General features: G+C 47.2%; 12 protein-coding genes. 4 read left to right on the top strand and 8 right to left on the bottom strand.

Translation table 11 applies throughout. The features are described from left to right. Window positions 1-79 precede the first annotated feature (79 nt). The 3 genes from BN6539_RS09800 to BN6539_RS09790 form a co-directional block, all read right to left on the bottom strand. Window positions 80-1264: a M20/M25/M40 family metallo-hydrolase gene (locus tag BN6539_RS09800; RefSeq protein ID WP_067537261.1), complete on the bottom strand. Its 1185-nt coding sequence runs from the start codon at window positions 1262-1264 to the stop codon at window positions 80-82. Window positions 1265-1287: 23 nt separating this feature from the next. Further along, complete coding sequence (locus tag BN6539_RS09795; RefSeq protein ID WP_067537257.1) at window positions 1288-2691, bottom strand: YfcC family protein; 1404 nt, start codon at window positions 2689-2691, stop codon at window positions 1288-1290. An 87-nt stretch (window positions 2692-2778) separates the two neighbouring features. Next, window positions 2779-4287 (bottom strand): L-lactate permease, encoded by a 1509-nt coding sequence (locus tag BN6539_RS09790; protein WP_067537254.1) that lies wholly within the window; start codon window positions 4285-4287, stop codon window positions 2779-2781. A gap of 170 nt (window positions 4288-4457) precedes the next feature. Between BN6539_RS09790 and BN6539_RS09785 the strand changes: the two genes are divergently transcribed. Both BN6539_RS09785 and BN6539_RS09780 read left to right on the top strand, forming a co-directional pair. Continuing rightward, on the top strand, window positions 4458-4736 hold the full coding sequence (locus BN6539_RS09785; protein ID WP_207645090.1) for a LysR family transcriptional regulator: 279 nt from the start codon (window positions 4458-4460) through the stop codon (window positions 4734-4736). Window positions 4737-4754: 18 nt separating this feature from the next. Further along, the gene (locus BN6539_RS09780; protein ID WP_067537245.1) at window positions 4755-5321 is read left to right on the top strand and encodes a substrate-binding domain-containing protein; all 567 of its coding nucleotides are present in this window, start codon (window positions 4755-4757) and stop codon (window positions 5319-5321) included. 86 nt (window positions 5322-5407) lie between these two features. Here the strand turns inward: BN6539_RS09780 and BN6539_RS09775 are convergent, their stop codons facing one another. The 5 genes from BN6539_RS09775 to BN6539_RS09755 are packed head-to-tail and all read right to left on the bottom strand — an operon-like array spanning window position 5408 to window position 11238. Continuing rightward, window positions 5408-6292 carry a DMT family transporter gene (locus BN6539_RS09775; protein WP_067537242.1) on the bottom strand — a complete coding sequence of 295 codons (885 nt, stop codon included), beginning with the start codon at window positions 6290-6292 and terminating at the stop codon, window positions 5408-5410. Window positions 6293-6319: 27 nt separating this feature from the next. Continuing rightward, the gene (locus tag BN6539_RS09770) at window positions 6320-6550 is read right to left on the bottom strand and encodes a hypothetical protein (protein ID WP_067537238.1); all 231 of its coding nucleotides are present in this window, start codon (window positions 6548-6550) and stop codon (window positions 6320-6322) included. Then, window positions 6547-8271, bottom strand: a complete 1725-nt coding sequence (locus BN6539_RS09765; RefSeq protein WP_187375479.1) for an ABC transporter ATP-binding protein — start codon at window positions 8269-8271, stop codon at window positions 6547-6549. Before BN6539_RS09765 ends, BN6539_RS09770 begins: the two co-directional genes overlap by 4 nt. Next, a complete protein-coding gene (locus tag BN6539_RS09760; RefSeq protein WP_067537235.1) occupies window positions 8255-9976 on the bottom strand; it encodes an ABC transporter ATP-binding protein in 1722 nt (573 codons plus the stop codon). Before BN6539_RS09760 ends, BN6539_RS09765 begins: the two co-directional genes overlap by 17 nt. After that, the gene (locus BN6539_RS09755) at window positions 9973-11238 is read right to left on the bottom strand and encodes a M16 family metallopeptidase (RefSeq protein ID WP_067537232.1); all 1266 of its coding nucleotides are present in this window, start codon (window positions 11236-11238) and stop codon (window positions 9973-9975) included. The genes BN6539_RS09760 and BN6539_RS09755 overlap by 4 nt, the downstream gene beginning before the upstream one ends. A 220-nt stretch (window positions 11239-11458) precedes the next feature. Between BN6539_RS09755 and BN6539_RS09750 the strand changes: the two genes are divergently transcribed. Both BN6539_RS09750 and BN6539_RS09745 read left to right on the top strand, forming a co-directional pair. Then, entirely contained in the window at window positions 11459-12373 is a 915-nt protein-coding gene (locus tag BN6539_RS09750; protein ID WP_067537229.1) for a DMT family transporter, read from the top strand. Between the two features lie 91 nt (window positions 12374-12464). Beyond that, window positions 12465-13445, top strand: coding sequence for a helix-turn-helix transcriptional regulator (locus BN6539_RS09745; RefSeq protein ID WP_330385068.1), 981 nt, complete (start codon window positions 12465-12467; stop codon window positions 13443-13445). Window positions 13446-13453 lie beyond the last annotated feature (8 nt).

Below are 13453 nucleotides of genomic sequence, written 5' to 3'. Positions count from 1 at the left end.
GAAATCCAGTCTTTTGATAAAGAAATTCATCTTTTTCTCCCATCAGGGCGGCTTGGCAAGGTGCTGCCGCCCCATACTTTTACTTAAATAACTGATACTGGTACACCGTACAGATGAAGAGCCGAATTGCTTCATATAGGGAAGCAACCACTGCATATTCCTTCTCGTTATGGGTATAGGCGCCGCTGACGCCGCACTGGCAGACGACTTTCGCTCCAGCAGCCGCCATGTAAGCTGCATCGGACGAGCCTCCCACTGCGATACTGCCCGTCACCGTGCCGCCGATCTGGTCATTGACCACTTTGACCGCCTCATATGCTGCTTTGACGCCCTCCGTCGTCTCGAAAGGAATCATGTCGTCGGTGCGAATCAGCTCCGTCTTTGTACCCTCAATATAAGGCTTCTCACAGACCTTGCGCATCAAAGATTCACAAGTTTCTAATGCGGCAAAGGATTTGACACGCACGTCGATCGTAGCTTCACAGTAAGCAGGAATCCCATTGGTCACAGTCCCTCCTTTGATGGTATTGACACTGACGGAATAGTCCCTGTTCTTCTCTTTCGGCGTGACCGCCTGCAGTGCCAGAACCTTATGGCTCATCTCCTCGATGGCATTGCGTCCTTCATCGTAAGCGTGCCCTGGGTGGCTGGCGATGCCGTGTACCTTCAGTAGGAACTCATAACATCCCTTTCTGCCGATACAAAGCTGCCCGCTTTCATATCGGTTTTCCATATTAAACGCTGCCAAGATATCTTTCGTACACTCCCTGATCTTCTCAATGGCTGTACCTCCCTGATGGTTGACCTCTTCATCACCGACAAAGAACAGCCGTACCGGCGCATCCCGGAAACCAAATTCCTGCAGTGCTTTGACGGTGAAAAATGCGATGGCGATGCCGCCTTTCATGTCACAGACCCCCGGCCCGTATGCTTTCCCATCTTTGATATGAAACGGCTTTTCTCCAGCGCTGCCCGCTGCAAAGACGGTGTCGTAGTGACCGGTAAAGACGATTTCCTTCTCGGCAGCATCTTTGTTAAATACGCCAGTGACGATGGGTGCGTTCGCTTCACCTACCTCAATCAGCACGGTCTCCATACCGATTTCATCAAAATTTCTTTTCAGAAACGCCGCCGTTCTCAGCAGATGTTCTTTTTCGCCGTGACGGCCTTCCAGATTGACCAGCTCTTCTAAGAAACAGATTACTGCTTCACGATTTTCTTCTATGTAGCTGTCAATTTTGTTCCGTAATTCTTCTGTAAACACTTTTCTCTGCCTCCTCTTCCTTCTTAAAACGGTCCATATCCGATCAATGTAGCGATGGTCACGGACGCAAGCCCAAAGACAATCCAGATCAGGCACAGAGGCATAACCCACTTGAGATATTTCTCAAAGGGCACCTTCGAAACTGCCACTGCCGCCATCAGGCTGCCCAGGGTTGGTGCGATCAGATTGGTGAATCCGTCGCCGTAGTGGAAGGCCAAGACTGCCGTCTGCCTGGTAATGTCCAAGGTGTCTGCCAGGGGTGCCATAATCGGCATGGTTGCAGCAGCTTGTCCAGATCCAGAAGGAATCAGGAAGTTCATCAGTAGCTGGAAGACATACATGCCGTTGGCAGCGACGACCTTTGGAAGACCGTCTAAGGCACCAGACGCGTAATATACTACGGAGTCGATGATGCCTCCATCCTGCAGCGTCAGCAGAATTGCCTTAGCTACACCGACGACCAGTGCCGCGAAGACCATGTCTTTGGTACCTCTGACAAAAGACTGCGCCACTTTGTTCGGCCCCATGCCGCTGATCAGGCCGGAGGCGATGCCCAGGATGAGAAATACCGTTGCGATTTCTTCCATATACCATCCCCACTGGAAGACGCCAAAGACCATGAGGGCAATCGTTATGAAGAAGCCGACGATGACGATGATCCTTCTGGCATTGAGTGTCGTATCCGCATTCTCGTCAGAGACTTCCTCGCCGCCTTCTAATTCCACACCGTGCATGATGCTCAAGGTCGGATCTTTTTTAATCTTGTTGACATAACGTATGATATACCAGCCTGTTACGACCAATATGAGGCCATACCAGATGAGTCTGTAACCTAAGCCGGAATACAGCGGCAGGTCAGCAAGCCCCTGAGCAACGCCTACGGTGAAAGGATTGATCAGCCCAGAAGTAAAGCCGATTCTGGCGCCTACCATGACCACTGCCAGGGCCACCATCCGGTCCAGCTTCAGCTCGTTGCATAGCGTGACCAGCAGCGGAATAAAGACGATCACCTCCTCCGCCATGCCGATGGTTCCGCCCAGCACAGAGAACAAGAACATAAATAAGAGCAGAATTAGATTCTGTCGTTTGCCGAATTTTCTCGCCATGCTGTGGACACCCGCTGTCAGCGCCCCGGTATCCTGCAGAATCATAAAGGAGCCGCCTAATATGAAGATCAAAAAGATGATATCCGAAGAGCTTTCCATGCCGGCGATAAACTGTTTCATCACATCGAAGAATCCGATACCGCCGTCACCTGTAAAGTGGAAGGACGCTGCATCCACCACTTCTTTTCCAGTGGCTTCATCAATGACCCTGTCATAAGAACCCGCCGGAATCAGCCATGTCATCAAGGCACAGATGACGACCATGGCAAAGAGCAATACATAAGTGTGAGGTACTTTCAATGATCGTTTTTTCTTTTCCATTTTTCTCTCCCTAATTAATAATCAAATAATAACGGATCATGAGCTCATTTTTATATCTAGCAGCCTTTGTTTTGCCGCGATATAACATCAGATAAAAATGATATTGGTCAGCCCCAGCATCATCGCTGTTACAATGGTAGGCAGTAAGGTATATTTATAAATTTCAATTTCCTGCCCGCTTTTCCCTGCAGCCGCTGCGACCAGCGCCGTTGTCGTAGGACCGATGGTCCCGCCCACTGATGCTGCGATGGACTGCACAGCGCACATCAGTGCCGGCTCCATGCCCAGAGACAGAGCGGCTGTTTCCTGCAGCGAACCGAATAGGATATTGGAATTGGTATTGCTGCCCGTGATAAAGGCGCCGAGCATGCCGATGAGCGAAGCCATAAAGGGGTATCCGCTCCCCGTCAGTTCCACGATACCAGTCGAAAGAATCGTCGTCATACCGCCGTCCATCATGATGGATGCGGTACAGAGAAGAAAGAGCAGCGTAATTTCTGTCGGCACGATTTTCCTAATGGTATTTTGAAGAATCAATCCAGTTTGCTTTCTCTCCATGCGGCCAATCCGACAGTAATAGATGACGCTGGCAATGGTAGTCAGCAGAATGATGGTAAACGGATATTTCAATATATTGAAGACCACGTAGTCCGGTTTTGCTTCTACCACCGCTCCCTGCAAGGTCTCGTATCCTGGAAAAGAAACGGAAATCTCGAGGCCCGGATTCAGCACAAAAAAGGTCAGTGACAGCAGGATGATCAACAGATAAGGGAGGACGCTCGCAAACAATCGTCTCTTCTGTCCGGCGTCAGCCATGCTTCTCTCTTTCCGGTCTGACAGGCGGTTGACCACCATCATGACAGCAACGCCAACCATACCTGTCACAAAGCCGATGACAGAAACCATCTCATACTCAGCCATTACCATCAGGGACACGGTCATCGCCGCCCAGGCCGGCACCACATATTTCAGCCCTCTGCACACGAAGGCCGCCCCGCCGTAGATAAAACAGACCCCCAGGCCACAGCAGAGCATGCCCAGAGATCCGTAACGAGACATGCCCGTAAGGATTTCCTTCTGCGGCGTGCTGGTCACCAGATCAATGGCAAAGATCGAAGAACCCATGGAACCAAAGCTGATTGCCCAGGAGTGGCCCAGTAAAGAAGCTGCTGCCGCTTTTGCCGCGGGGAAGCCGGACTTCATCAAAATCGTCGTGGCGATGACCGCCGGCAGGCCATAACCTGCGATGCCCTGCAGAAATGCAGAAAACACCCAGCTGATCATCAAAAACAGGACGAAACGATCGCGAAACACATTTGACAGCCAACGATTGATGATGCTGAAACCGCCGGATACGTCCACCAGGTTATATAAAAGCATCGCTCCAAAAGCGATCAGTCCGACAAAGACTGTCATCATTACACCTTTCTCAATGGTGATTGCCATGCCAATGGACCCTGGTTTCACCCAGAAAAGAAATTCTGCAAAGGCAGCGAAAAAAGTAATCATACTCGCTAGTTTTGCGGATAATTTTACTACTAATAAACAAACGAACAGCACGATAATCGGTGCTACTGATAGTAAAAAGCTGGTCATACGTTCCATCCTTTCTCTACCAAAAGCATAGCACAAATCTAAAAATTCAGAAAATACTGTTTACGTATGTCAGTCATACCCATTCAGTATGACCGGACAAAAGTAGTTGATGATATAATATGATGAATACAGAAAAAGACGTGTGGTGAGATAGTATGGACATTAAAACATTGAAAAATTTTATAACCATCGCAGAAAATGGTTCCATATGTAAAGCTGCGAAAGAACTGCATATGTCTCAGCCCCCGCTGAGCAAGCAGATTAAACTATTGGAGGATGAACTCAATGTGCAGCTCTTTGATCGTTCGACGAGGGGTGTCGAGCTGACCAATGAAGGCCGCCTGCTCTACACCCATGCGACATCATTGGTAGCATATAATGATCTGATCATGCGGGAATTGATGGACGCAGGCAGCGAGACCATCCGTTTGGGCATGATTACCTCGTAGGTCCAATATTCACTGAACTTGATTAAAAATTTCTATGAAGAAAAACCGGTCTACTTTGAAATTACAGAAAAAAACAGCTTTGAGCTGCTCAATCTCTTAGAAAACAACATCATCGATTTAGCTTTTATCCGCACACCCTTTGATATGAACAAACCATTAGACTATATCAAATTGACCAACGATCATCTGGTCGCCGTAGGCAGACCTGATTTTTTTCAGCGTGAGGATCATACGATTACCTTGCCTGAACTGGCAGAACTTCCCCTCATAACGGTGCGCAGGTGGAAGAAATATATCGACATGAATATGAGCACCTTCAGGGAAACCATTCACTATAAATTTATCTGTGACGATAACCGCACGTCACTGTTGATGGCTATGAACGGCATGGGTGTCTCCATTTTGCCAGACTCCATCGTGACCGAAGATCTTCCTCAGGAACTCATCAGGAAAAAGTGGATTGAAGGCGGTACATTCAAAACCAGTATCTATGTCGTCTACAACCCATCCCGCACCTTCAACAAATATACCGATGAATTTCTGCGTTTTCTTTTGGACAAAAACATTGAAAGCGATGAATCATAAGATGCATCGCTTTTTTCATATATAGAAAGTACATTGATTATTGCCGCCCTTTCGGCGGTATGTGTGGGTAGGAATCTTTCATTCGGTCACGCACCCTTTTTCTCATAATTTACTAAAATAATCGCGCTCAGGGACAGAAGCATTCCTGCTGCCGCAAGAGGCGTCGGCACCTCGTGAAACAGCAGGATTCCAAAGACGATAGCCATGACCGGTTCAATAGAGGCCATGACGGAAGTTTTCCCATTATCTATGTATCTGAGACCCGATGTGTATAGTACGTTCGGTACAGCCGTACAAATCAAGCCAATACCGGCAATCACAGCCATAGCTCCGGTCCCCTCAGTCACAACGGCGATTTCCACCTGCCTGAAATCCGTAAAAAAGGCACCTGCTATGACGGCGAACAGAAAGGTATAGAACTGCACCGTCAACGGGTTGTAACCATAGTTTAGAGCATATCTGCTGAAAATCGTATAGAGGGCGTATCCCAAGCCTGCGCAGATACCGATCAGAAATCCCTTGGCCGTAAGCACGGCGCTGCCGTCAAAGATGCCGCTGACCAGAACGCAGCCTGTAAAGGCCATGGTCAGAGAAATCACTTTGATTCTCGTGATCTTTTCTTGAAAAAGAACGGCGGAGAAAATCATGACGAAGATGGGCGCTGTATAAAGCAGTACCGCCGCCACAGAAAGAGAGGAGGCTTCTATAGTAATAAAATAGCACAAATTGAAAAAGATAATTCCCACGATGCCGGTGCCCAGGAAGCACCATATATGCTTCTGCCTGATTTTAAATAGACGTTTATCGTAAATCAATACGCCGATTCCAATCAGAAGCATCGCCACAATCGCTCTGATTTCTACGATCTGCATGGATTCAATGCCGATGGCATTTAATTTTCTGATGAAAATGCCGATGGCGCCCCAGCAGGTGCCCGCCATAATAATCAACAGTCCTGCATATTTCTTCACGATGGATTACCTCCTAATATTAAAATACTATTTTGATACGATGTCTTTCTCTAAAGTGTCAGAAAGCATGGTCTTTTCTGCCTCTGTCAGTTTCATGGTCACACTGATCTTCTCTAAGGTCTCTTCATCAAAGACAAAGCCCTCCTCGGTGCACAGCCTTGTAAAGTCGTCCTTTTTTATTCCTGTCTGGCTGAAAGTAATCTCGCCAGCGTTTATCTTTCTGTCGTAAATTTTAAAAAACGCCTGTTTAAAAGTCATAGTTCAATCTTCCTTTCTGCTTCGCTGAGAACTCTCGGTCTGTGTGCGATGGAAAGCATCGTCCTGTCTCCGCCCGCCTTCTTCAGCACGCTTACAATTTTTTCTTCTGTCACGGTGTCCAGATTTGCTGTGACCTCGTCCAGCAGCAAAATCTTCGGGTTGCAGACCATAGCTCTGGCGATGGCTAAAAGCTGCCGCTGTCCCTGGGAGAAAAGCTCCGCATCTGCCAAAGTCTCAAAGCCTCGCTCCAGATTGGTTACCGCCTGAGTCAAGCCGACAAATTCTATGACCTCTGCAATGTCCTTTTTTTTGATCGACGGATCGCCCAAGCTGATCTGATCCCAGATATTGCCTCTTATAAACGAAAAGTCCTGCTGCACATAACCGAAAATTTTCCGCTTCTCCGTCCCCGTGATGCGAAAGGGCTCCACGCCGCCCACCAGCACACGGCCTGAAACAGGCTGCAAAATACCTGCCGCCAGCTTAAACAAGGTGGACTTTCCCGCACCAGTACGGCCTGTCACCACCACGTTTTCTCCACTGCCAACCCGCAGATTGAAATCTTTGATTACATCCTGCCCTTCCTCATAAGCAAAGGTGACGTGTTGAAACTCCAGTTCGATATCTCTGTTTAAAAGTTCTGGAAACGTTTCTTTTTCTGCTTCTTCAGGCTGCTGCAGAAATGCCTTGACGCTGTCTATCCCTGACATACCTTTTTGTATGGCTGCTAATTCCGTACCCAAACTGTCAATCGGCGAGAAAAGATTGGTTATCAAGTTTACGGAGGCTGTGACCTGACCGATAGAAATACCCAGAACATTTCCGCTGCCGCCCATGGCAAGATAGAGAATAAAACCGATGGAGCATGCGGTCATAATCTGAATAATCGGAGAATAACAGGAATCGTAAAAGTTCACCTGGTTCATGGTCTGATAATTCTCAGCTAAATACGTTCTGTACCGCCTTTCCATGTATTTCTCTTTGTGAAATGCTTTGATCATTAAAATATTCCTGATGCTTTCACTGATGTGATTGTTGACTTTGCCCAGTTCCCTCAGATTTGCTTTCTGTGAGCGAAGCATCCTCACTTTAAAGAACCGGGTCAGCAGGCCGATGATTGGAACCAGGCCCAGGGCGAAGATTCCCATCGTTACGCTGAAAAACCAAATAGATATAATAATACCGACGATTTTAAAGCAGTCGATGGCCATACTGATCACGCCATTTGTAAACAAGGCGCTGATATTGTCCACGTCATTGATAAATTTTGACGTTATTTGACCGCTGCTGTTCTTTGTAAAGTAACTGGCCGGCAGCTTGGTCAGCTTTTGCTGCATTCTGCTGCGCACATTTTTGACAATCATCTGTCCTACCGTGGTCAAAAGCCAGCCTTTCAGAAAGTCAAAGAATCCCACCAGGGCGAAAGTCCCTAGGTAGATACCGCCCATGACAAGCAGTCCCTCCGCCTTGCCTGCCATCAAATAATCGTCTACGATCAATCGCAAAACCTGCGGCGGCAGCAGGCTGGCAGCCACTACCGCGGCGATGACAAGGGCTAGAGCCGCTATATATTTTTTATAACATAGGAAATATCGTCCGAAGGACGGATTTCCGTATGTTTCAAAGAACGTACCTTGCGAAGAGCCGCCCCTTGAGGGCGACATGTGGGAATAGGAATCTTTGATTCCGTCATTTCCACGTTTTTTATCCAATTTCAGCATTCCCGCCCTCCTTCTGGAGTGTGAAAATCTCCCGGTATTTTTCTGAATCTGCCAGCAAACGATCGTGGCTGTCAAAGGTGGTCGTCCCCTCATATACAAAGAGAACCTTGGTCAGCTGGTCAAAAGAAGCAATCCTGTGTGAAATCAAGATAATGGCGCAGTCACTGTAACGATTTTTCAGGTTTTCAATAATCTGCCGTTCCGTGGCCACATCTACCGCCGCAAAAGGATCGTCTAAGACCAATATGCGGCTCCGATTGTACAGCATCCGCGCCAAAGCCAATCTAGCCTGCTGTCCGCCGCTGAGTCTGACACCGGAGGCGCCGACCAACGTCTCGAAACCTTCTGGCATAGAGGCCAGGTCTTGCTCAAAGCAGACGTCAGCTAAAACCTGTCTGACGTCTCCATCTTCTCCCAGGGTGATATTGTTGTAGATCGTATCGGAAAGAAGCCTGCTGTCATGGCCCATGTAGACAATATAACGACTGACGGCCGCTGACTCTATATTGGCAAGTTCCGTTCCATTTATCGTAATACTGCCCTCGTAGGGGAATAATCCTTGCAGCAGTCTGCCGATGGTAGATTTTCCACTGGCTACCGGACCTGTAATACCGACGATATCTCCCGACTGCACCTCGAAGTCCGCTCTTTTTATGATGCCAGAGGAAAGATTTCTTACTTGCAGGGTCACCTTTTCCTGTTTGTCTGTGGATCTCGCCGCCTTTCCTTTTTCCACCGGGTTGAGATAAGGCAGGATTCTCTGCCAGGAAACTTGCGCTTTCTGTACAGAGTTAAAAAGCTTAGCCGCTTTGCTGACTTTGACAGAAAACGCAGTAAAAATCGTCAGATAGGCAGAAAATCGCCCTATGGTCCAATCCCCTTGGATCACCATCTGCCCGCCGAAATAGACGACCAGTACAATGCCAATCAATCCGATCGTCTTATAAAGGGGCTGCATAGAATTTTCTAATACGTTAGCGCGAATCGCTTTCTTCTGCAAGTCAGAAAGCATCTCGTCGTAAGCCTCGTTTTTTATCTCCTGCACGCCATGCATTCTATATAACAGCTCGTTTTCCACATTTTCTAAAGTCTGCTGACTGACCTCCGAGAGCTGTTTCCGGTAACGCTTTGTATAACGATAGATCGTCGTCTTCATCCTCTCTGCAATGAGCATCGCCGCCGGGATGCAAACAGAGGCGGTCAGGGTCAGTTTGACATCGTAATAGAGCAAGGTGATAAAATACGCGCTCATCAAGATCCCCGTGTCGAAGACTTCCGTGGTGAACTTTCTCATGCCTTCCACACATTCCCCCACATCAGAAATGGCTTTTGTCATCAAGTCGCCGGTGCGTTGGTCCTTTAGCTGCGTGATGTCCTCGCTAAGAATGTTTCTATAGACGATATTTCGCATAGAGGCGCTGGTTCGATTCGCGAACAATCTGACATAATACCGCTTCAGACAGCGGCAGAACTGGATAGTTGCGATGGTGAGAATAAAAATCAAAATCCACCTGACGATGATTGTCTGCTCTTGCTCCGCCACAATCAGATCGATGACCTTGCCTTGGAGAATCGGTCCCAGTTCCATCGAGCCGTTGTAGATAATGCCTGTAATCACAATGAGCAGAACGATCCTCCATTCTGCCTTCCAATAGCTGATGACCTTATTTGGCTTTTTTATTGCTGGTAACTGTAACTCTTTCATAACAATATTATTTTGCGTATTTTCTCAATATCAATCCGCTTTTTGTCGCCTTTGATAGAGAGCACCAGGTTCTGCGGAATGAAAATCTCCGCTGCAATTTCTGACAATCTCTCTCCGGTGACGGCCTGGTAAGACGTTTTTGTGTCCTCAATCGCGACGGAATCACCATTCATGATATGGTTTTCATAAGCTCTCTGCCAGTTAAAGCTCTCGTTGTCGTCGTAAATCATATAGGCGTTATCCACGTACTCCGGCAAAACGTAAGCCAGACGCGCTTCCATGGTGTCTGCCAGTGAAGCCAGACCTTCTTTCACGATGGATATTGAGTCATAGATATGGCGGCTGCTCACCTCATAGGTGAGGTAAATCCGTCCGATGTTATTGTATTTCTCTAGGGTGGCAGAAAAACTGTAGATCAGCCCTCTTTTTTCTGACAGCTCCTGGTGCATGAGAGAATTCTCGCCGGAAGACAGTACGTCATAGAGCAGAGCCAGTTCTGCGGCCGTATATTTTGATGTCACAAAATCATAGGAAAACTGCACCATCGAATAGCGGCTGTTCTTTACGTTGATCAAAACATGACGTTGGCCGAAGTCCTCTGGTATCGGCGCTAAATTTTCCTTTTTCAACACAGGAGACGCAACAGGAATTTCCTGCAGGCAGGCTGCCAATTGATCCAGATCCTCCTCTAAGACGCTGCCCGTGACGTAAAAGAAGAAATTGCCGGCAGTAAACAGCTCTTTCTGGTAGTGACAGATTTTCTTTTTATGAAAGGTATTGACATTGCCTTTGGTGCCCAAAATGGTATTGCGCAGGGACGTACCCTTCCAGGCGTGGGTACCGGCAAAGTAGTCCAGACTCTTAAAATCTTCTGACTCCCGGATTTCAGCCTTCACCCGCTGCTGTTCTGTCTTGATCTCCACTGCCGGCAGAGATATGGGCTCGAAGACCTTGACTAGAAACTGTACCGCTTCGGTAAAGTGCTCCGGAGCGCCGATGATAAAGAGCTGCATGAACTCTTTATACGTGGCGCCGTTAAAGTACAGACCCAGCCTGTCGATTTCCTTGTAGAGGTTCCCTTCCATCAGGTGGTTTATGTTACGAAAGAGAATGTGCTCCAAAAAATGTGTGATCCCATTGTCTTCATCACTTTCGTAAAGAGCTCCCGCTTTGATATATAAAGACAGACAAAAACTGTGGGTATGCCTGTTTGGATAATAAAAAATATCAATCTGGTTTTCGGTCGTTCGTTTTTTCTCCATAATTATTCCTTCAGTTAAAATTCATACAGCAATTGTATCAAATTCCTATCGATAAAGCAAATTTCAATTCTATGATATTCTGTCCAGCGAGATGTAATCGAGCTGCTAGACAGAATTTATGCTGAAAATCTCCAAATCTCTGATCTGGTCGGATTTTGTCGTATGCATTCACAACAATTTATGATATACTGGGATCTGTAGAATTTTTACGAGGTGGAAAATGAAAAGAAATATTGGTGTTATAATTACGCTCGTTGCCGCCGTTTTCTGGGGTTTTTCCGGAACCTGCGCGCAATATATTTTTGACAATTTTGATGCTGATCCAACTTATCTGACAGCGGTAAGACTTCTGGCTGCCGGATTGATTCTGGTCATAATCGGTCTATTTACTGACAGGAAAAATATGATTTCTATTTGGACAGATAGAACATCTGCTCTGCGGCTGATTATTTTCTCTGTCACGGGCTTTTTGTTCTGTCAGCTCACTTACATGAAGGCAATTTCTTATTCTAACTCAGGCACTGCCACCATCCTGCAGTATCTGGGACCAGTGCTGATTATGATCGTCAGTTGTTTTCTCGCCCGAAAACTGCCAAAGAGAAAAGAAGTCTGTGCCATCATCATGGCCTTGATCGGCGTCTTTTTCATCGCGACCCACGGCCGTATCGACACCATGGTGATCACGCCTCTGGGTCTGTCCTGGGGACTTTGGTCGGCGGTAGCCTTGATGCTCTACACCATGCTGCCGGGAAAAATTATCGACAAATACGGAAGTATCACTGTGACGGGCTACGGCATGCTGATGGGCGGCATCATCCTCTGCATCGGCTGCGGCATCTGGAATGCGCCCATGGTCTACGATATCAGATGTATCATCGCCTTTATCGCTATCGTGCTCTTCGGCACCATTCTGCCTTTTACAATGTATTTGGTAGGCGTCAACCGCTGTGGTGCAGTAAAGGCAAGCATGCTGGCCAGCATCGAGCCGGTGGCTGCCACTGTCTTCATGGTCGTCTGGCTGAGAGTGCCTCTGCAAATTATGGATATAGTAGGTTTTATGTGTATCTTTGTGACTATTTTCCTGCTGACCAAGAAAGAATCACAAGTATCAGAAGAAGGCAGCCTGCAGACGTAGCAGGCTGTTTTTTTTGTATCAAGTTTGACAAGTAAAATCAAGCAGCCGCCGCTCTCTTTCTTTATAATATGTTCAAGACGGGTGAAATGAGGTGAACAGATTGATGTACCAATGGCAGAAGCAAATTCAAATCGTCGTTGATGAAATCGACAAGTGTATTACAAACCATGATGACGAAGCGCTGACTTTACGCATACTTTCTCAAAAGCTGGGGTATTCGGAATTTTATATGACCAGAAAATTTAAAGAGATATCGGGTATGCAATTTCGTGATTACCTGCGGCAGCGGAAGTTAGCCTTCGCCCTCAAAGAGATGCGGGATAACGAAAGAAATATCTTGGACATCGCTTTAGATTATGGATTTTCATCACATGAAGCGTTTACCAGGGCTTTCAAAGGGACCTACGGTATTACGCCGAGCGAATACCGAAAAAGGCCTAAGCCCCTCGTCCTGCGTACAAAGATCAACCCATTCGACCGCTATTTTTTAGGATTAGGAGAAATTGGCATGTTGAAATCAACAGAAGACATTAAAATTTATTTTGTAACGATCCCCGCGCACAAGTTTTTGCATATTAAAAACTATGAAAGCAATGGATACTGGGATTTCTGGCAGAAACAGAATCTGATTCCAGGCCAGGACTATGAAACGATCTGCGGCCTGCTGGACAGCATCAAAGGGAAGCTGGATGATGACGGCGGCAGTGAAGTCAACTGCAGCAGCGGCCAGGTTATGGCCTACATGAACGACCCGCAAGGACGACTGTGCGATTGGGGCATTCCTCGTACAGAGTGCTGGGGCGTACGTCTTCCTTCTGACTACAAAGGCGCAGTACCGCCACAGATGCTTTTGGCCGATGTTCCCGCAGGCGAATACATCGTCTTTGAGCACGGACCTTTTGATTATGAACAGGAAAACCGCAGCGTGGAAGAAAAGATGGAAAAGGCAATGGCTGCCTTTGATTTTACAGGCACCAGCTACTGTTTTGATACTTCTCCCGGCAGAATGATCTACTTTTATTTTAACCCAGAGCAATTTTGGAAGTACATCAGGCCGGTGCGCAGGGTGTAAAACAGGAG

It is taken from the genome of Emergencia timonensis (assembly GCF_900086585.1).
Classification (GTDB): domain Bacteria; phylum Bacillota; class Clostridia; order Peptostreptococcales; family Anaerovoracaceae; genus Senimuribacter; species Senimuribacter timonensis.
Note: the sequence above shows the minus strand (reverse complement) of the source record. Positions and strands in the feature narration are given on the sequence as shown.